The organism is Streptomyces sp. NPDC051567 (genome assembly GCF_044454165.1).
Taxonomy (GTDB): domain Bacteria; phylum Actinomycetota; class Actinomycetes; order Streptomycetales; family Streptomycetaceae; genus Streptomyces.
Genome location: NZ_JBITDK010000002.1, coordinates 409,769 through 427,977, shown reverse-complemented (window position 1 = coordinate 427,977; position 18,209 = coordinate 409,769). Strand labels below are relative to the sequence as shown.

General features: G+C 73.8%; 17 protein-coding genes. 4 read left to right on the top strand and 13 right to left on the bottom strand.

Annotated elements, in window-relative coordinates; all coding sequences use genetic code 11:
* Positions 1 to 3: 3 nt before the first annotated feature.
* From ACIA5F_RS04145 to ACIA5F_RS04135, 3 genes are all read left to right on the top strand, one after another.
* The gene (locus ACIA5F_RS04145) at positions 4 to 345 is read left to right on the top strand and encodes a hypothetical protein (RefSeq protein WP_399348858.1); all 342 of its coding nucleotides are present in this window, start codon (positions 4 to 6) and stop codon (positions 343 to 345) included.
* Between the two features lie 133 nt (positions 346 to 478).
* Positions 479 to 1,765, top strand: a complete 1,287-nt coding sequence (locus ACIA5F_RS04140; RefSeq protein ID WP_399348856.1) for an Ig-like domain-containing protein — start codon at positions 479 to 481, stop codon at positions 1,763 to 1,765.
* A gap of 315 nt (positions 1,766 to 2,080) precedes the next feature.
* Entirely contained in the window at positions 2,081 to 4,294 is a 2,214-nt protein-coding gene (locus tag ACIA5F_RS04135) for a sulfatase-like hydrolase/transferase (protein ID WP_399348854.1), read from the top strand.
* A gap of 61 nt (positions 4,295 to 4,355) precedes the next feature.
* On the opposite strand, the gene ACIA5F_RS04130 is transcribed toward ACIA5F_RS04135, so the two are convergent.
* The 13 genes from ACIA5F_RS04130 to ACIA5F_RS04070 all read right to left on the bottom strand — a co-directional run bounded on the left by ACIA5F_RS04130 (position 4,356) and on the right by ACIA5F_RS04070 (position 16,862).
* Complete coding sequence (locus tag ACIA5F_RS04130) at positions 4,356 to 5,168, bottom strand: helix-turn-helix domain-containing protein (RefSeq protein ID WP_399348925.1); 813 nt, start codon at positions 5,166 to 5,168, stop codon at positions 4,356 to 4,358.
* A 23-nt stretch (positions 5,169 to 5,191) separates the two neighbouring features.
* Positions 5,192 to 5,536, bottom strand: coding sequence for a DUF6879 family protein (locus ACIA5F_RS04125; RefSeq protein ID WP_399348852.1), 345 nt, complete (start codon positions 5,534 to 5,536; stop codon positions 5,192 to 5,194).
* 161 nt (positions 5,537 to 5,697) lie between these two features.
* Positions 5,698 to 6,273, bottom strand: coding sequence for a hypothetical protein (locus ACIA5F_RS04120; protein ID WP_399348850.1), 576 nt, complete (start codon positions 6,271 to 6,273; stop codon positions 5,698 to 5,700).
* Between the two features lie 32 nt (positions 6,274 to 6,305).
* Positions 6,306 to 7,721 carry a hypothetical protein gene (locus tag ACIA5F_RS04115; protein WP_399348848.1) on the bottom strand — a complete coding sequence of 472 codons (1,416 nt, stop codon included), beginning with the start codon at positions 7,719 to 7,721 and terminating at the stop codon, positions 6,306 to 6,308.
* On the bottom strand, positions 7,718 to 8,527 hold the full coding sequence (locus ACIA5F_RS04110) for an ABC transporter ATP-binding protein (RefSeq protein WP_399348846.1): 810 nt from the start codon (positions 8,525 to 8,527) through the stop codon (positions 7,718 to 7,720). Before ACIA5F_RS04110 ends, ACIA5F_RS04115 begins: the two co-directional genes overlap by 4 nt.
* A 178-nt stretch (positions 8,528 to 8,705) precedes the next feature.
* Positions 8,706 to 9,593: a zf-HC2 domain-containing protein gene (locus ACIA5F_RS04105; RefSeq protein ID WP_399348844.1), complete on the bottom strand. Its 888-nt coding sequence runs from the start codon at positions 9,591 to 9,593 to the stop codon at positions 8,706 to 8,708.
* Entirely contained in the window at positions 9,590 to 10,153 is a 564-nt protein-coding gene (locus ACIA5F_RS04100; protein ID WP_399348842.1) for an RNA polymerase sigma factor, read from the bottom strand. Before ACIA5F_RS04100 ends, ACIA5F_RS04105 begins: the two co-directional genes overlap by 4 nt.
* 147 nt (positions 10,154 to 10,300) lie before the next feature.
* Positions 10,301 to 10,669, bottom strand: a complete 369-nt coding sequence (locus ACIA5F_RS04095) for a DUF6247 family protein (protein WP_399348840.1) — start codon at positions 10,667 to 10,669, stop codon at positions 10,301 to 10,303.
* Between the two features lie 120 nt (positions 10,670 to 10,789).
* A complete protein-coding gene (msrA, locus tag ACIA5F_RS04090; protein WP_399348838.1) occupies positions 10,790 to 11,452 on the bottom strand; it encodes a peptide-methionine (S)-S-oxide reductase MsrA in 663 nt (220 codons plus the stop codon).
* Between the two features lie 119 nt (positions 11,453 to 11,571).
* Positions 11,572 to 12,768 carry a hypothetical protein gene (locus ACIA5F_RS04085; protein ID WP_399348836.1) on the bottom strand — a complete coding sequence of 399 codons (1,197 nt, stop codon included), beginning with the start codon at positions 12,766 to 12,768 and terminating at the stop codon, positions 11,572 to 11,574.
* Positions 12,765 to 14,363 (bottom strand): M48 family metalloprotease, encoded by a 1,599-nt coding sequence (locus tag ACIA5F_RS04080; RefSeq protein WP_399348834.1) that lies wholly within the window; start codon positions 14,361 to 14,363, stop codon positions 12,765 to 12,767. Before ACIA5F_RS04080 ends, ACIA5F_RS04085 begins: the two co-directional genes overlap by 4 nt.
* 187 nt (positions 14,364 to 14,550) lie before the next feature.
* Positions 14,551 to 15,603, bottom strand: a complete 1,053-nt coding sequence (locus ACIA5F_RS04075; protein ID WP_399348923.1) for a hypothetical protein — start codon at positions 15,601 to 15,603, stop codon at positions 14,551 to 14,553.
* A 152-nt stretch (positions 15,604 to 15,755) separates the two neighbouring features.
* Positions 15,756 to 16,862: a hypothetical protein gene (locus ACIA5F_RS04070; RefSeq protein WP_399348832.1), complete on the bottom strand. Its 1,107-nt coding sequence runs from the start codon at positions 16,860 to 16,862 to the stop codon at positions 15,756 to 15,758.
* Positions 16,863 to 17,012: 150 nt separating this feature from the next.
* On the opposite strand from ACIA5F_RS04070, the gene ACIA5F_RS04065 reads away from it, so the two are divergent.
* Positions 17,013 to 18,170: a cystathionine gamma-synthase gene (locus tag ACIA5F_RS04065; RefSeq protein ID WP_399348830.1), complete on the top strand. Its 1,158-nt coding sequence runs from the start codon at positions 17,013 to 17,015 to the stop codon at positions 18,168 to 18,170.
* The last annotated feature ends 39 nt before the right edge of the window (positions 18,171 to 18,209 follow it).

The window sequence follows — 18,209 nt, the reverse complement described above, 5'->3', positions numbered from 1 at the left end:
TGTATGACCTCTTCTGACACATCACGTTACGTACGGCTTCGGGTGGATCTGGTACTGGAGGTACCTGATCCACAAGCACTCACCGGAGCCGCCCTCGCCCACATCAAGGCTGACGAGTTCATGCCGGACGAGGAGCGAGGGCACGCCGAGACCGCCGTCCGCGATGACCCCTCGGAGGCCCTGGCCTACCTGGTGGACCCCACGGACCTGGTCATCGAGGTCCCCGGCGTGGAGCTGGCGCAGGCCTCCTGGAGCAGCGAGCCCGTCGAATACGACCCCGAGTCCATGGAGTGGGACCTGGACGAGGAAGATGGGGGTTTCGACGAAGAGACCGGCAGCGCCTGACCCGGGGGCCGTCCGCACTCGAACGGAATGTGGAACCGAACCCGGGCGTTATCGCGTTGTCAGTACGAGGCAGGGGGCGCGTTCCCCTGCCCGGCCCAGTTCCAGTACGGCAGCCCCGGGGTTTCCGGCAACGATGGAGTGGCGTGTGAGGACGGACAGCAAGCGGCGGAAAAGGTCCCTGGTGGCCATATCCGCCGTGCTCGGCGGGGTACTGATGCTCTCGGCGTGCGGCGGTGGGGACGGCGCGGCCGGGGCGCCGCCGAAGGCGGGTGGCGAGGCCACCGGCGCCAAGTCCCAGGCGGACGTGGACGCGGCGGCGGCCAAGGACACGTCCAAGGCCCGAATAGCCATCACGCCGAAGGACGGCGCCACCAACGTCGGACTGAACGACGCGACCACCGTCGCCGTCAGCGACGGAACCCTCACCAAGGTCGAGCTGAAGAACCCCGAGGGCGTGGCCGTGGCCGGCAAGATCGCCGCGGACGGCAAGAGCTGGAAGCCGGACACCGCGCTGAAGCGCTCCACGAAGTACGCCCTGGCGGCGGTCGCGAAGGACGCGGACGGGCGCGAGGCGCACGAGAACGCCTCCTTCACGACCGTCTCCCCGGAGAACAGCTTCATCGGCTCGTTCATCCCGGACGAGGGCCAGACCGTCGGCGTGGGCATGCCGGTCTCGATCACCTTCAACAAGCCGATCAAGGACCGCAAGGCCGTCCAGGCCGCCATCTCGGTCTCCTCCACCAGCGGCCAGGAGATCGTCGGCCACTGGTTCGGCGCGCAGCGGCTGGACTTCCGCCCGGAGCAGTACTGGCAGGCGAACTCCACCGTCACGCTGAAGCTGGCGCTGGAAGGCGTGCAGGGCGGCCCCGGCATCCAGGGCGTCCAGAGCAAGACCGTCACGTTCAAGGTCGGCCGGAGCCAGGTCTCCACGGTCGACGTGAAGACGAAGAAGATGACGGTCACCCGGGACGGCGCGGTCCTCAAGACCATCCCGATCTCGGCGGGCTCCCCGGAGAACCCGACGTACAACGGGCAGATGGTGATCTCCGAGAAGTTCAAGGAGACCCGGATGAACGGCGCCACCGTCGGCTTCACGGACGACGACGGCAAGGGCGAGTACGACATCAAGGACGTCCCGCACGCGATGCGGCTGTCGACCTCCGGCACCTTCATCCACGGCAACTACTGGGGCTCCGACTCGATCTTCGGCAGTGCCAACACCAGCCACGGCTGTGTCGGCCTGAACGACGTCAAGGGCGCGAGCGACGCCAACCAGCCGGGCGCCTGGTTCTACGACAACACCCTCATCGGTGACGTGGTGACCGTGGTCAACTCCCCGGACAAGACCATCAAGCCGGACAACGGCCTCAACGGCTGGAACATGAACTGGGCGGAGTGGAAGGCCGGCGCCGCCGCCTGAGCGGCGCCGCCTCTTGACCGGACCGGCCGACCCCGGCCGGACCTGGTCTGATCCGGTCTGGTCCGGTCTGGTCTGGTCCGGTCTGACGGAACCCGACGGACGGCGGGGAGCCCTGGTGGCTCCCCGCCGTCCGTCTTTCTGTCTCCCGTTCTCCTTCTCCTTCTCCTTCTTCTCGCGCGTGTCACACGTTCTTCATGCCCCGTGCATGGCCCTGGCCCCGGCGCCCCGCGGATGATCGCCTCACCGTCCGCGCGCCGGGCCGCACCCCGGCCCGCGCGCCGGTCACGTGTGCCCGCCGTAGCCCAGGAGGCCGAGATGCCCAGCCGCCGTCACTTCCTCGCCGGTTCCGTGGCCGCGGCGGGGCTCGCCGCCCTCCCGCAGCTCCCGGCGGCGGCCCCGGCGGTCGCCGCCGCCACGGACGGACCCCCGAACCTGGTGGTGATCCTGGCCGACGACCTAGGCCACGGCGACCTGGGCGCGTACGGCCAGCAGCTGATCAGCACCCCGCGCACCGACCGGCTCGCCGCCGAGGGGCTCCGCTTCACCGACGCCTACTCCGCGGCGGCCGTCTGCGCGCCCTCCCGGGCCGCGCTGCTGACCGGCCTGCACACCGGCCACGCCGCCGTCCGCGCCAACCCGGCCGCCGGTGGCCAGGGCGGCCTGGGCCCGGGGGACACCACCTTCGCGGAGGTGCTGCGGGCGCGGGGGTACCGTACGGGCCTGTTCGGCAAGTGGGGCTTCGGACCGGAGGCCGGGGACCAGCCGAGCCATCCGGGCGCGCGGGGCTTCGAGGAGTTCTACGGGTACATCGACCACGGGCACGCCCACCAGTACTACCCGGCCCACCTGTGGCACAACGACGCCAGGGAGAACCTCCCGGCGGGCACCTACGCCCCCGACGCGATCGCCGGGCGCGCCCTCGACTTCATCGACACCCACGCGGCCGGACCGGACCCCTTCCTCCTCCTCCTGACCCCGAACCTCCCGCACGCGCCGAGCGACGTCCCCGACACGGGCGAGTACGCCACCCGCCCCTGGAGCGGGCCGAACAAGGGCCACGCCGCGCAGATCACCCGCTTCGACGCGCAGGTCGGCGCGGTGGTCGACCGGCTGCGGGCCCGGGGCATCGCCGACCGCACCGTCGTCCTGGTCACCTCCGACAACGGGCCGCACGAGGAGGGCGGCGTGGACCCGGACCTCTTCGACGCGGCCGGCCCGCTGCGCGGCTACAAGCGAAACCTCTACGAGGGCGGCGTCCGGGTCCCGCTGATCGCCTGGGCCCCGGGCCGGATCACGCCCGGCACCACCAGCGCCCGCCCCACCCCGCTCCACGACGTGCTGCCCACCCTCGCCGACCTGGCGGGCGCCCCGGCCCCCGCCGACATCGACGGCCTCTCGGCGGCCCCGGTCCTCCTCGGCCGGGCCGGGCAGGCCCCGCTCCACTCGCACCTGTACTGGTACCGGGACGAGCAGGGGGTCACCAGCCGGGCCAACGCCCAGGACGGGGGCCGGGCGCAGCGGGTCGCGGAGGCCATCCGCAAGGACCGGTGGAAGGCCGTACGGTTCGCCCCGGGCCGGGACCGCAACGCCCCGGACGCGCAGTGGCGGTTCGAGCTCTACGACCTGGCGGCCGACCCCGGCGAGCGGTACGACGTGGCGGCGGCCAACCCGTCGGTGGTCGCGTCGCTGACGGCCCTGCTCCGCGGCTCCTGGTCGGACACCTACCCGCGCCGCCCCTGGGGCCTGTCGGTGACGGCGGCCACCGGGGCGGATGCCCCGGCGGTGACGACGCGGCTGTCGAACGGGACCGGCCGCGCCTGGCCCGAGGCCCGGGTCGCCCTGCGGCTCCCGCCGGGCTGGACGGCCACCCCGGCGGGCCCGGCGGCCACACCCTCCCTGGCCCCGGGCGCGACGCTGACCACGACCTGGACACTGACCGCCCCGGAGAACCTGGAGGCCCCGGAGACCCCGGACGCCGTCGTTCCCGTGACTGGCCCGGTGCTCGTCGCGGCGGAGGCCACGACGTCCGCGTTCCGCTTCACGGCCGGTACGCGGCTCACCCCGCTCCCCGAACCGCCCACCCGGGACGGCTACCTGAGCGACCTTCCGTGGGTCTCGGCGGTCAACGGCTGGGGGCCGGTCGAGATCGACCGCTCCAACGGCCGCAAGGAGGCGGGCGACGGCACCCCGATCGCCTTCGGCGGCGTCACCTACGCAAAGGGCCTCGGCGTCCACGCCCCTTCGGAGATCGTCTACCACCTGGGCGGACGCGCGTCCCGCTTCACCGCGCTCGTCGGCATCGACGACTTCTCGAAGAAGCAGTCCCCGTCCGGCGCCACCCGCGCCGTCGTCCGCGCCGACGGCCGCACCCTGCTCACCACCCCCACCCTGACCGGAGCGTCCGGCCCCACCGCGATCGACCTCGACGTCCGCGGCGTCCGCCTCCTGCACCTCGTGGTCGAGGACGCCAACACCAACTCCGCCTTCGACCACACCTCCTGGGCCCGCCCCCACGTGACACTCGCCTGACAACGGGCGGGCGGGCGGGCAGGCGGGCAGGCAGGCGGGGAGGCGGGGAGGCGGGCCGGGCTCACCTCCCCCGGTGGGGCGGGAACTCGTCCCGGACGGCCTCGACCAGGGCTCTCATGGCATCGCCGTGAACCGCCACCGCGGCGAACCGTTCGAAGGTGTCGGCGTAGAGCCGCACGTCCCTCGGATCGCGGGTGGTGACCTCGGAGTGGAACGTTTCCACGATGACGAGCCGGTCGTCGTGCAGGCTGAAGCAGGTCATGGGGAAGTCGGGCATCGGCGGGCCGGCCGGTACGACACCCAGTGAGACGCCGGGCAGACGGGACACCGACACGAGGCGGTCCAGCTGAAGTGCCATGACCACGGGCTCACTGACGCGCCACCGGAGCACGTGCTCGCAGATCAGGAAGCGGAACGACCGGCCCGGCCCGTACAGGACCGATTGCCGTTCGAGGCGGGCGGCCACGGTCCTGGCCCTGGTCTCCTCCGGCAGGGCCGGAGACAGGGAGAGGACGGCGGACGCGTACTCGGGAGTCTGGAGGAGTCCGGGGACGAGCTGGCCCTGGAAGAGCCTGAGCGTGGTGGTGCCGGCCTCGATGGCCCGGATGGTCTTCTGGTGCTTCCCCGCGCCCGTACGGCGCAGCAGGCGCCACGCGGTGGCTTCGGTGGCTTCGGTGGCCTCGGCGCGGGCCGTCGCCAGGAACCCTTCCTTCACCTCCCCGCTCACGCCCATGGCGGTGAGGATCAGGCCCACGTCCTGGACGGTCGGCCGCACCGTGCCGCTCTCGATCTTCGAGAGCTTCCCGGCGGACATGGAAGCCCTGCGGGCCACCGATCCGCCGGTGAGCCCGGACGCGGCGCGCAGCGCCCGCAGGGCTCTGCCGATCGGGTCCGCGGTCAGTGGTGCCGCTCCTGGTACTCCGCGAAGGGCACCGCCGCGGCAAGGGCGTGGTCCCGGTAGCCCCGGTACTCGGCGAGCCGGTGGGCGGGGAGCGGTTCGGCGCCGGTGAACGCGCCCTCGGGCGTGTAGTGCATCCGGTACACGTCCCGGTCGTCGAACAGCCAGAAGTCGTGATCCGGCAGGCCGGTGACGGCCCGCTCCGCCAGGTCGAGCTGTGCCAGCCGCTCGGGGTCGGTGACGACGTGACCCTGCACCACGTAGTTCCTGGCGTCCTCGGTGCCCCACAGCGTCGGGCACGTTCCGTTCCTGCACTCCGGGTCACCGGACAGCTTCTTCAGCATCCCTGCCCCCACATGCCGGCGTAGACGTGTCGCGTCCGATGCTCCCGAGCCGGCCGTGGCGGGGTCAAGCGCCGATCCTTTCCAGAACGGGAAAGCCGCACACCTGACCGAAAGTGCGGCGCCGGACCCGCCCCGGGTGGCGCCGCACTCCGTAACGCGTTCTAACGCCTCGGGCCCGCGACGGCGTAGGCCGTGGTGCCGGCGGCGGCCAGGGCGAGGGCCGTCCAGGTGGCGGCCGTCGTGCCGGGCGGTTGCAGCATCCAGCCCAGCACCTGCGTCGCCACGTCCGCCGTGGGCGGGACGACGAAGGAGAGCGACAGCCACGCGAACGGCGGGAGCCACGCGTACTGCGCCCCGCCCCAGGCCGCCCCGATGGCGACGAGTCCCATCAGCCCCGCGCTGTTGCGCGCGGCGAAGGCGAGGGAGGCCGGCTGCCCGCTCAGCGCCTGCGCCGCGAGGAGCACCCCGCCGACGAGCACCCCGCAGAGCAGCACGTGCGCCGCCCTGCGGGGCAGCCAGCGGATCGCGGCCGTCCGCTCCAACGCCAGGTCCTGCCCGCCGAGTCCGGCCGAGACGGCCGTCACCCCCGTGACGAGGATGAGTGTGGACAGCCGCGGATCTGTCAGCTTCCCGCCGCCGATCCACGCCAGCGTCCACACCACCAGCGCGCTGATCACCACCGCGGCGAGCGAGGCGGGCGCCTGCCGCGAGCGCGCGTACAGCGCCTGCCCTCTCACCGGCCCCCTCACCACCCCTCTCACCGGCCCTCTCACCGGGACGCGCCGTCGGCCAGGATGGTGAGCGGGTCGCCCTCGCAGGAGACCGCGGCGGCGTGCGCGGCGCTCATCCGCTGCCGCTGTTCCGCCTGCGGCAGCGCGGCGAACTTCTCCCACACCGGACCGGCCATCTCGGCCTGGTCCTTCGCGGAGTGCATGGTCCCGTCGATCGGTCGCGGCTCCTCCCCGAAGACCCAGGCGATCGCGATGCCCTGGGCGACGGCATCCTCCTGCGTGCCGCTCTCGGTGGCGCTGCGGGGGCGGCACAGCGGGACCATGCCCTGGGCGACCAGCGCCCGGGTCAGCCGCTTGCCCTCGGCCTCGCCGATCGCCCTGTCGCGGAAGTCCATGAGCACGAACTCGCGCGACCGCTGCGACCTGGCGCTGAGCGCCCGCGGGACGGCGATCTCGTGGAAGGCGACGGGCGCCTGGTCGCCCAGGGCGCCGCGCAGCAGGCTCAGCGCCTCCTTGCCGGGACCCGCCAGGTCGTCGAGGCGCCCCTGCCGGGCCTTCGTCACGCACACCGGGCCGTCGCACACCAGCGCCGCCGCGGCCCGGTCGACGACGTACGTGTCGCGGGGGGCGGCCGGGAGCAGGAGCAGGGCGAGGGCCCCGCCCGCCAGAAGGGGGGTGAGGGCGAGCAGCCGGGCGCGCGGGCCGGCGGCGGCCAGCAGCGCGAGGCCCGTCGCGGCCATGCCGAGCAGCCAGAGCGTCTGCCCGAGGTGCACGGGGACGGAGAGCGTGAGGAGCGTTTCGCGGACCTCCGCCACCCCCGGCATCAACAGCGAGAGACGGTTCGGCACGGCGGAGGTCGGCACCACGTGCTCCGAGCTCTGGTGCTGCCGCAGGAAACTGGTGAGCAGCAGGGCGACGACGGCCAGCGCGGGCGGGGTGAGGACGGAGGGCAGGGCCCGCGCGACCCCCATGCCCAGGACGGCCCCCGCGCCCAGCGCGAGCGCCCCCACCAGCGAGATGGGCAGCCAGCCGAGGTGGGCGTACGAGGAGTCACCGGTGAGCACCAGCACCGCGCCCACCAGGACGAGCACCGCGAAGGCCGAGACCAGCGTGAACGCCGTCGTGCCCGCCAGGACGGCGGCGCGGTGCCGTGCGGGCCGCGGGGTGCTGGCCAGCAGCTCGGAGATCTTCGAGCGGTGGTCGCGCAGCCCCTGGAGCGCCCCGAGTCCCACGGCGAGCGGCCACAGGAAGAACAGCAGGTACCGGGTCCACATGGCCATGGAGGTCCACTGGGCCGTCCACAGCGCGGGGCCCTCCCACCACGGCCCGGAGATCAGGTGCAGGAACGCGAGCGCGGCCACCAGGACGACGGCGCCGGCCCACGGGGCGACGGACCGCTTCAGCTCGATGAGCGGGATGCGGAGGTTCGCGTGACGGAGGTTACGGAGGTTCACCAGGTGCCCTTCGGCTGTACGGGGTCGGCCAGCAGCGCCGAGTAGCCGCGCTCCAGGGGGCTGTCGCCCACGTGCTGGGGGCCGCCCGCCGCGGCCAGTTCGCCCGGGGTGCCCTGGAAGACCAGCCGGCCCTCGGCGAAGAGCACCACGTCGGTGCAGGCGGCGGCCACGTCCTCCACCAGATGGGTCGAGACGACCACGCAGGCGTCCTTCCCCAGTTCCTGGAGCAGCTCGCGAAAGCGCAGCCGCTGCGCCGGGTCCAGGCCGACCGTCGGCTCGTCCAGCAGCAGGACCGACGGATCGTTGACGATGGCCTGGGCGATGCCGGCCCGCCGCACCATCCCGCCCGACAGGGCCTTCATCCGCTCGTCGGCGCGGTCGGCCAGGCCGACCCGCTCCACGGCTCGCTGCACCGCCGCGGGGATGTCCGCCGTGGGCACCTCCTTCAGCCAGGCCATGTACTCGACGAACTCGCGCACGGTGAAGCGCTTGTAGTAGCCGAACTCCTGCGGCAGGTAGCCGATCCGGCGGCGCAGCGCACGGTACTCGCCCAGCCCGCCCACGGACTGCCCGAGCAGCACCAGTTCGCCCCCGGCGGGGCGCAGCACGGTGGCCAGCGCCCGGATGAGGGTGGTCTTGCCGGCCCCGTTGGGGCCGAGGAGGCCGTGCACGCCGGTGTTCAGCGACAGGTCGAGCCCGTCGACGGCCATCCGCTTCCTGCCGGCCCTGACCTTCAGCCCGGTCGCCCGGATCTCCCAGGCGTAGGCCGTGGGGGCGATGTCGGCCCTGCTCACTGCGGGCATCATGCGCTTCCTTCTCTCCCGGGGGCCTCCCGGGGTGCTCAGGGTTCCTGGGGTCATCGGGTTGCTCGTTGTTCTCGTTGTTCTCGTTGTTCTTGGGGTTCTTGTCGTTCTTGGGGTTTCCGGGCTTCCTGGGGTTCCTGGGGTTTCCGGTGCTCCCAGTGCCCCGGTGCTCCCGGGGGATTCACCGGTGGGTTCCCAGCACGCCGTACGCGCCCCTGCGGGCGATCACGACGCCCACGCCGAGCGCGAGGACCAGCCCCCACACCGGCAGGCTGTCCGCCCGCAGGACGACGGCCGTGTACGGGGCGACGGCCGTCCCGTACACGGCCAGGGTGGGCGCCACCACCACCGCGGCCCATACGGCGATCAGGGCGACGGCGGCGCGGGGCACGCCGATGAGCCCGCCGAGCGCCAGGGTCGTCGAGGTGAGGGCCAGGCAGGGCAGCAGCCACTGCGCGGCCGACACCCCCGTCGTCCATCCCCCGGCCAGCAGCGTGGGGATCACCACGGCGAGCACGGAGGCGGTGCGCCGCAGCACCAGTTGCAGCCCCGCCCTCGGCGTGGAGGCCGTCAGCTCGTACGCCGGGTCCAGGCCGCGCGACCACGAGGCCGCCACCGCGCACACGGGCAGGACGGGGGCGAGCAGCAGCACCAGGGACACCTGGCCGGAGCCGGGTCCCACCAGGTCCATCAGCAGGGCGAGCGCCGTCACGGCCAGGACCATGGCCAGCCACGGCGTCATGGCGGGCGTCGTCCACGCGGACAGCCGCGCCCGGCGGCGGCGCGGCGGCGCCGGGCTGGCCGCGGCCAGGTGGGGTCCGAGACCGGACCAGACGGCTTCGGTCAGCGCCACCACGGCGGGCGCCCCGGCCGTGACGGCGGCCGACAGCCGGTCACGGCAGACCCGGCACCCCTCCAGATGGGCCTCCAGGGCCCACACCTCGTCCGCGACGAGGTCCGTGTCGCCGCGTGCGTACCCGTCGATGAGCCGTGCCGACGCGTGTGACACGTGCGCTGTGTGTGACGTGCGTTCTGTGTGCGCTGTGTGCTCTGTGCGTTCAGGGTTCATGCCATCGCCTCCCGCATCACGATCCGGGCCCGGCGGGCGCGGGTCTTGACCGTTCCCTCGGGCAGTCCGAGCAGGACGGCGGTCTCCCGGACGGACAGTCCGTCGAGGACCATGGCCTGCAACACCTCTCTGAGTTCCGGTGCCAGGCGCCGCAGCGCGTCCCCGACGTCCCCGCCGACGGTGGCCATCAGGGCCTCTTCCTCGGCCGCGGGTGCCACGGGGTGCGCAGCGGCGGCGGGCGGCGGTTCCGCGTGGTGGGCCCTGCGCCGGAACGCGTCGACGAGGCGGCGGGCCGCGATCGTCCACAGCCAGCCGACGGCCGTTCCCCCGGTCCGGCTCCCGACGAAGGAACCCGCCGCCCGCCACACCGCCAGGTACGTCTCCTGCATGACCTCGGCGACGATCTGCTGGTCGGCGCAGCGGCGGCGCAACCGCACCGCCAGCCATGGCGACGTGCGCCGGTACAGCTCCTCGAAGGCGGCCCGGTCACCCCGGGCCACCCGTTGGAGGAGGCGCTCCTCGTCCAGTTCCTGCGGCGCTGCCGCCCCGACTCGTTTCACACCTGTCAGACGCTCACCCGGGGCGCGAGGTTTTCCCCGGCGGGTGATCCGGGTCACACCCGGGGCGTAAGGCGGGCCGGGCGGCGCTCGCCCGACGACCGGCGGGCTACAGGCAATCGGGGGGCGGGACGATCCGTACGACGACGATCAGCCGCGCGCGTGGCGCGGAGCGGTGTGGGCGGCGTCGAGGATTCTGCCGATCTCGGAGGCTGCCTGCCGGGCCTCGGAGGCGTCTCCTGCGGCGGCTACGTCCTCCCAGCGCCGCAGCTCCGAGGCGAGGTGCGGTTGCCGCTCGATGTGCACGTACGCCGACCACTGGGCGATGAACCGCTGCAAGGGGGCCAGGTCGCAGCCCTGGCGGGCCTGGTCCGCAGCCTGGTCCAGCTCACGGGTGAACGAGGGCAGGGCCGCGGGGCAGATCCGTGCGACGGCTTGGCGCAGCGCGGTCACGGTGGCCGGCGGCTGAGGGATGAGCGGCTGCCCGGCGGCGGCGGATGTGGTCATGGTTGCTCCCATGGGCAGGATTCTGGACCCTGGCGCCGGCGTACCCAGGCCACCACCGGCAGCCCCGCCCGAAAGGGTGACATCGCGCCGGGCCGTGACGGGCACGGCCCGGATGCGGTCGTCAAGCCGGGGTCATTCCGCCGGGGTCACGCCGATCGGGCAGCTCACGCCCGTGCCGCCGATGCCGCAGTAGCCCGCCGGGTTCTTGTCGAGGTACTGCTGGTGGGGCGGTTCCGCGGGCCAGAAGGGGCGGTCCGCCGCCGGGAGGACGGTGGTGGTGATCTCCCCGTACCCGGAGCCGGTGAGGACCTGCTGGTAGGCGGCGCGGGAGGCCTCGGCCGTCGCCTGCTGGGCCGGGGAGTGGGTGTAGACCGCCGAGCGGTACTGGGTGCCGACGTCGTTGCCCTGGCGGAAGCCCTGGGTGGGGTCGTGGGACTCCCAGAACAGCTTCAGCAGGGTCGCGTAGGAGACGAGCGACGGGTCGAAGACCACGCGGACGACCTCGGTGTGGCCGGTCCGGCCCGAGCACACCTCCTCGTACGTCGGGTTCTCGGTGGAGCCGCCCTGGTAGCCGACGAGGGTGGTCCACACTCCGGGGGTCTGCCAGAACTTCCGCTCCGCGCCCCAGAAACAGCCCAGCCCGAAGTCGGCCACTTCGAGGTGCGCGGGGTAGGGACCCGCCGGCGGGTTGCCCAGCACCGTGTGGCGGTCGGGCAGCGGGAAGAGCGGTTCCGCGCGGCCCTTCAGGGCCTCCTCGCGGGTGGGGAGCTCGGGGGTGCGGCGGTACGAGAACATGGAATTCCCTCCTTGGTAACCCGCATAACGGCCGGGGGCGGGCCGGGATTCCCCGGCCCGCCCCCATTGCCCGCCCCCATCGCCCGCCCCGCGCCGCCCGCACGGCCCCGCGCTGCGGGTCAGTCCTCCAGCAGGGTCACCCGTACCGCCCAGTCACGGGCGTACACGTACCGTGACGACTCCCGGTAGGACCAGGGCATCACGCCGATGTGGCCGTCGACGTGACGGAACTGCTCGACCGCCTGTGCGTCCCGGTCCTGCCAGAACAGCAGGTACGCCAGCGCGTGGCGCAGGTGGAGCGCCCGCGAGTCCCGGGGGTCGGCCGCGCCCAGGTCCTGGAGGGCCGCGTCCACGGCCGCCACGATCTGCGGCTCCTTGAAGAAGGTCTCGGCCGCGAGGTCCTCGTCGTGGAACTCCTGCTCGATGTAGGCCATCAGCGGCAGCAGCGTCAGCAGCTCGCCGGGCTCGGCCGCGTCCGCCGCCCGCTGGGCGAAGTCCAGGGCCAGCTCGTGCGAGCCGCGCCACTTGCGCGCCCAGTACTGGACGGCCCCGGTGTGCGCGCACAGCAGCTTCGGGGCGCGCCCGGTGATCCGCTCCCACAGCTGTTCGTACTGCGCGTGCGGGTAGCCGAGGCCCATGGCGATGGGCTGTTCCACCATGTACGGGACCGGGTCGGCCGGGTCGGCGACCCGCTGGGCCTCCTGGACCCGCTCGCGCGCCGTCAGCAGCAGGTCGTGGAAGAGCCGGAACTGCTCCTGGGTGGTGCGGCTGCCGGACTGGCTGCCGCGCACGTTCCACGCGACGAGGACCGCCGTGTCGGCGTCGACCACCGCGGCCGTCGCGTCCCCGGGCCGGGCCGCCTGCCAGGCCAGCAGCCAGGCGTCGTCCTGCGCGGCGGTCCTGGCGAGCGCCCGCACCCGGTGCCAGCGCTGTTCCCAGTCCGTGCCGGCCGCCTCGATGTAGGCGGCCGCGGCCTGCCAGTCGCCGGAGCGGGCCGCTTCCAGGGCGGCCGTCCGCCCGGGCGGGACCGGTCCCGGGTTCTCCGTGTCGAGCTCCGCCTCCGGGACGAAGCCCAGCGCGACGACCTCGGCCGCCGTCCGGGCCCGCGCCTCGGCCCTCTCCGCTTCGTCCTCGGCCTCCGCTTCGGCGTTCAGGGCCTCGGTGCTCGCGTTCAGGACCTCGATCTCGCTTTCGAGGGCGTCCACGTGGGCGTTCAGGGCCTTCGCCCTGCGGATCACGTAGAAGCCGCGCAGCACCTTCCACGCGACGAGGAGGAGCACGGCGCCCACGGCGCCGAGGAGGATCTGACCGATCACGGGACGAGCACCAGCTTTCGCAGCGGTTCGGTGTCGCCCTGGTCGGCGACGGCGGAGTTCAGGGCGGCGGTCAGGTCGTCCTCGAAGCCCCCGGCCGGGTAGCCCAGGGTGGCCGAGGCGGACCAGGACAGCTGCCAGCGGGCGGTGCCACGGGCCGTCAGCTCGGCGGTGACCAGCTGGTTCAGGACGCGACGGAGGGACCCGCGGCCGTACTCACGGGCCGTGCGGCCGGTGGCGGCGGCGGCCTCCTCGGACTTCGGGAGGCGGTCGGCGAGCCGCCCGCGCACGGCCGGGTCGGCGTCGATCGCGTCCAGCAGGGCGGCCAGGTCCGGGCCCGCGCCCTCGGCGGCGAGGGCCTCGCGCAGCTCGGGCGAGCCCTGGCCGGTGTAACGGGTCATGCTCCGGTGCACCAGCTCCTCCCAGTCGGCACGCTCCAGCGCGAGCGCCTCCGGGGTGAGGACGACCTGCTCCAGCGCGACCAGGGCCGCGTCCGCGTCGGACAGCAGCTCCAGCGCCGGGCGGGCGGCCTGGCCGGAGCGGCCGTCGTCCGGCAGCGCCTCGATGCGGGCCACGCGCTCGGCGAGCGCGGGGTGCGAGTCGTAGGGCGAGGCGGGCTCGGTGGACAGCTCGGCGCGCAACCCGTCCAGCTCGTCGGAGCGGGCGGCGAGGAGGTGACGGAAACCGCCGAAGACCTGCCCGGGGCGCGGCAGCAGCCCGGCGCCGACACCGAGGGTGGCGTACGAGTCCATGTAGAAGCCGTGGGCGGGGCCCAGGGCGTTCAGCTCGCGCATCGCGGAGGCGGCGGAGTCGCGTCCGGCGACGCGCACCGACGCCAGGTCGGCGGCCAGCTCCTGGCGCCGGGAGGCGGAGAGGGTGGCGCGCATGTAGAAGTCGCCGTACAGCGTGTACAGCTTGGCCATGGCGCGGTACATCGCGCCGTCGCCGGAGGTGTCGATCTCCTTGGCCTTCTTGCCCTTGGCGACGCGCTTCTCGGCGGCCTTCTCCTGCTTGGCGCGTTCCTTGGCGACCTTGTTGTCGGCGCGCTCGTGGAAGTGGGTGATGGTGCGGATGAGCTGGGCGCGGCCCCGGGCGATGAGCGGGGTGAGGCGGGTGTCCAGGTTGGCGTAGTGGCCCATCTCGTGGGCGAGCACGGCGCGCAGCTGCATCTCGTCCAGGCCCGCCATCAGGGGCAGGCCGACGTAGAGGCGGCGGGTGCCGGGCAGCAGGCCCAGGAGCCGGGCGTCCTCGCTGACGGCCGCGTTGACCTCGTCGACGAGCAGGATCTCGTCGGGGGCGCGGGTGCCGACCTGGTCGGCGGTCTCCCGTACGGCCCGCCACAGCGCGGGCTCCTGCGCCTCGGTGACGAGGACGCCGGGCATCGGCTCGCCCTTGGGGGTGCGGAGCATGAACATGCCGCGCACGATCGGGACGGCGAGGACGACGGAGACGATGACGACCTTGCCGGAGACGGCGCTGGTCAGCCAGGTGACGGCGGCCCAGTCGGCGGCGCCGAGGAGGGCGAGCAGGATCAGGCCGAGCAGATAGAAGCCGGCGAGCAGAACGAGCGCGCGCAGTGCGCGCAGAGAAGCGCCCATATGGACAGGTCCCCCCACGGGATGGAAACGGTGCTGGTGGTGATGTGAGCGATGCGGCTGCGGTGAGCAGTGCGGGTGAGGCGGGTGGTGTGCGGACGTGGCTCAGGTGTGGTTCGGGTGTGGTGCGGGCCCTGGTACCGCGACCGGCGCCGTGGCCAGGGCCGGGGCCGGTCCCGGCCCCGGTGGGTCAGCCGCGTGTGGCGCGCGCCGCGAGGCCGCGCGCCAGGTCGAAGGCGGCGGCCGGGCCCGCCGCGTCGGTGAGCCAGGGCGCGGCGCCGCAGTAGGGGCCGATCCGGCGGAACTCCTCCAGCGCCGCCGCGTGCAGCCCGGCCTCGCCGAGCCGGTGCGCGAGCAGGTGGCGCAGCCGGGGCAGCTCCTCGTGCCCGGCCGGTACGGTCTCCAGCCGCCGGGCCGCATCGGCCAGTACGGCCCGGTCCCGCGTGTTGCGGACACCGCTGCGGACACCGCGCCGGCCGCGCCGCTCGTTCAGCGCGTGCAGGTAGACCCCGGGCAGCAGGCTGCCCGCAGGGGCGGTGGAGACGGCCCGGTCGGCGAAGTCGTTCATCAGCTCCTCGGAGCCGTGCCACTTGGCGCACCAGTACTGGAGGGCCTGGTGGTGTGCGCCGGTGTGGTGCGGGGCGCGCCGGGTCAGGCCCCGCCACAGGTCGCCGAACTGGCTGTGGGAGTACGACATCGCCCGCGCGGCCGTGATCATCACGACCCAGGGCCCGGGGTTCTCGGGCGCCAGGTCGGCGGCGCGGTGCGCGGCGGCCATCGCGGCCGGGAGCTGTGCCTGGAACTGCCGCATGTCCGCGTCCGGGACGTCCCGCGCGTACGCCGCGCCGCGCACCGCCCAGGCCCGGTGCAGCAGCAGCCGTGCGTGGAGGGTCCCGGCGTCGCCGTCGGCGGGTTCCGCGGAGCGCCAGTCGGTGAGCCAGCGGTCGTCGGCCCCGGCGACCTGGGCGAGGTACTCCAGCCGGGTCCAGCGCTCGTCCCAGTCGCTCCCGGGGGCCCGGACGTAGTCGGCGGCGGGCCGCCACCGGCCCTCGTACGCCGCCTCGGCCACCGCGCGGCGCTCCGCCCGCCGGTCCGGCCCGGCGGCGGGGCCCGCGGCGGTGGCGTCGAGCCGGTCGCGCGGGGCCAGGCCGAAGGCGGCCGGATCGAAGCGGGTGCGGACCCAGCGGGCGGCGAGCAGACGGGAGGGGCGGGTGACGATCACCGCGTGATCATGCGGCCTCATCGTCACGTACGGCAACTTTATTGGCCCAAGCTTTCCGTCGCACGGGCGAGGGCGAGGGCGGGGGCCGGGCGGGTACCCGCCCTGGGCACCCGCCCCGGACATCGGACCCGACTTCCGGGCCCCGGACCCGACTTCCGGGCCCCGGACCCCGTTCAGCGCGGCAGGGTCGCCGGGGAGCCGCCGTTCGCCTCGTAGCCCGCCACCGCCAGCGCGCGGTAGACCGCGTACTGCGCCGCCGGGTCCGGCGCGGCCGACCACGGCAGGGCGCCCACGTACCCGTCCACGTGCCGGACCTGCTCCATCGCCTCCGCCCAGCGCTCCATGTTGACCAGGAACACCAGCAGCATGTGGCGGACGTGCGCCAGCATCGGGTCGTCCGCGCGCGCCGTGTGCACCGCGTACAGCGCGCCCTCCACCGCCCGCGTCACCACCGCGCTCTGGTAGAAGCCCTGCACGAGGATCACGTCGGGCAGGTGCTCGTACACCGCGAACAGCGGCAGCGCCGCCAGCAGCGAGCCGTGCGGGGCGCGGGCCGCCGCCGCGTGCGAGAACGCGTCGGCCTTCTCCCGCGAACCGTGCCACTTCTCGCACCAGTACTGCAGCGCCACCAGATGGGCGCCCATGTGCTGCGGCGCCCGGTCGATGACCTTCGCCCAGAGGGTGTCGAACTCCGTCTCCGAGTAGCCCAGCGCCCGCGCGACCGCCAGCTCCGTGATGTACGGGACCGGGTCGCCCGGCGACAGCGGCGCGGCCTTGCGGCACGCCTCCCGCGCCTCCTCCAGGATGATCCGGTGATCGTCGGCGCCGACCCCGCCCGAGTGCCGCCACGCCTGCTGGACCAGCAGCTCCGCGTGGACCTGGGCGCCGCCCGCGTCCTTCTCCGCCTCCAGCCGCCACGCCTTCAGCCACGGCGCGCCCAGCCCCGGCTGCCGCACCAGTTCCAGCGCCGCGGCCCCGCCGAACGCCTGGACGCGCTGCCACCGCTGCTCGCCCTCCTTGGGCGTCCCGGCCAGCAGCCCCGACGCGGCCTGCCACTGCCCGCTGCGCTGCACGCTGCCGAGGGCGTCCATCAGGTCCTGGTCGGGCCCGGGGACGCGGATGTCGAGCTGTTCCTGCCGGACGAATCCGTAGTTCCCCGGATCGGCGGCGTCGGGGCTGCCCGGCGCGACCTGACGGATGCCGCCGCGTCTGCGCCGTATGTACGGACCGGCGATGGCCACGAGCAGGCCGATCGCGAACAGGAACCACAGAATCTCCATGCTCCCAGCGAACCAGACGCACCCGGCACCTGGCCAATGCGTACCCCCGCCCCCCACCCGCGCCCGCCGCCCCGCCGGACCCGTCCGACCTGCGCGGGGACGTACGGACTCACGCGGTCCCAGTAGGCCCGGCGCCACTAGGCTCTGCCCATGACCCACGACAGCCATGAGCACCAGAGCTTCGAGACCCGCGCGATCCACGCGGGCAACACGGCGGACCCGCTGACCGGCGCGGTCGTGCCCCCGATCTACCAGGTCTCCACGTACAAGCAGGACGGCGTCGGCGGACTGCGCGGCGGCTACGAGTACAGCCGCAGCGGCAACCCGACCCGGACCGCGCTGGAGGAGAACCTCGCGGCGCTGGAGGGCGGCCGGCGCGGCCTCGCCTTCGCCTCCGGGCTCGCCGCCGAGGACTGCCTGCTGCGGACGCTGCTCTCCCCGGGCGACCACGTGGTCATCCCGGACGACGCCTACGGCGGCACCTTCCGGCTCTTCGCGAAGGTCGTCTCCCGCTGGGGCGTCCAGTGGTCGGTGGCCGACACCTCGGACCCGGCGGCCGTACGGGCCGCCGTCACCCCGAAGACCAAGGTCATCTGGGTCGAGACCCCCTCCAACCCGCTGCTCGGCATCACCGACATCGCCGTCGTCGCCGAGATCGCGCGGGAGGCGGGCGCCCGGCTGGTCGTGGACAACACCTTCGCCTCGCCCTACCTCCAGCAGCCCCTCGCGCTGGGCGCGGACGTGGTCGTGCACTCGCTGACCAAGTACATGGGCGGGCACTCGGACGTCGTCGGCGGCGCGCTGGTCAGCGCGGACGCGGCCCTGGGCGAGGAACTGGCCTACCACCAGAACGCGATGGGCGCGGTGGCCGGTCCCTTCGACTCCTGGCTCGTGCTGCGCGGCATCAAGACCCTGGCCGTCCGCATGGACCGGCACTCGGAGAACGCCACGAAGGTCGCCGAGCTGCTGACCCGTCACCCGAAGGTCACCAAGGTCCTCTACCCGGGGCTCCCGGACCACCCGGGCCACGAGGTCGCCGCGAAGCAGATGCGGTCCTTCGGCGGCATGATCTCCTTCCAGGTCGCCGGTGGCGAGGCGGCGGCGGTCGAGGTCTGCAACCGTACGGAACTCTTCACCCTGGGCGAGTCCCTGGGCGGCGTCGAGTCCCTCATCGAGCACCCGGGCCGGATGACGCACGCCTCGGTGGTGGGCTCGGCCCTGGAGGTCCCGGCGGACCTGGTCCGCCTCTCGGTCGGCATCGAGAACGTCGACGACCTGCTGGCGGACCTCACCCGGGCGCTGGGATAGCCTCTTCGGCCGTATCAACCCCCTTGCTGGACGCGCGAT

What these genes read in the sequence shown, in the direction of transcription:
- ACIA5F_RS04080 (WP_399348834.1), bottom strand. Translation starts at nt 14,363, where the DNA reads ATGGGCGCTTCTCTGCGCGCACTGCGCGCGCTCGTTCTGCTCGCCGGC.
- msrA (WP_399348838.1), bottom strand. Translation starts at nt 11,452, where the DNA reads ATGTTCTCGTACCGCCGCACCCCCGAGCTCCCCACCCGCGAGGAGGCC.
- ACIA5F_RS04125 (WP_399348852.1), bottom strand. Translation starts at nt 5,536, where the DNA reads ATGCTGAAGAAGCTGTCCGGTGACCCGGAGTGCAGGAACGGAACGTGC.
- ACIA5F_RS04110 (WP_399348846.1), bottom strand. Translation starts at nt 8,527, where the DNA reads ATGATGCCCGCAGTGAGCAGGGCCGACATCGCCCCCACGGCCTACGCC.
- ACIA5F_RS04145 (WP_399348858.1), top strand. Translation starts at nt 4, where the DNA reads ATGACCTCTTCTGACACATCACGTTACGTACGGCTTCGGGTGGATCTG.
- ACIA5F_RS04095 (WP_399348840.1), bottom strand. Translation starts at nt 10,669, where the DNA reads ATGGGAGCAACCATGACCACATCCGCCGCCGCCGGGCAGCCGCTCATC.
- ACIA5F_RS04070 (WP_399348832.1), bottom strand. Translation starts at nt 16,862, where the DNA reads ATGGAGATTCTGTGGTTCCTGTTCGCGATCGGCCTGCTCGTGGCCATC.
- ACIA5F_RS04075 (WP_399348923.1), bottom strand. Translation starts at nt 15,603, where the DNA reads ATGAGGCCGCATGATCACGCGGTGATCGTCACCCGCCCCTCCCGTCTG.
- ACIA5F_RS04105 (WP_399348844.1), bottom strand. Translation starts at nt 9,593, where the DNA reads ATGAACCCTGAACGCACAGAGCACACAGCGCACACAGAACGCACGTCA.
- ACIA5F_RS04065 (WP_399348830.1), top strand. Translation starts at nt 17,013, where the DNA reads ATGACCCACGACAGCCATGAGCACCAGAGCTTCGAGACCCGCGCGATC.
- ACIA5F_RS04140 (WP_399348856.1), top strand. Translation starts at nt 479, where the DNA reads ATGGAGTGGCGTGTGAGGACGGACAGCAAGCGGCGGAAAAGGTCCCTG.
- ACIA5F_RS04135 (WP_399348854.1), top strand. Translation starts at nt 2,081, where the DNA reads ATGCCCAGCCGCCGTCACTTCCTCGCCGGTTCCGTGGCCGCGGCGGGG.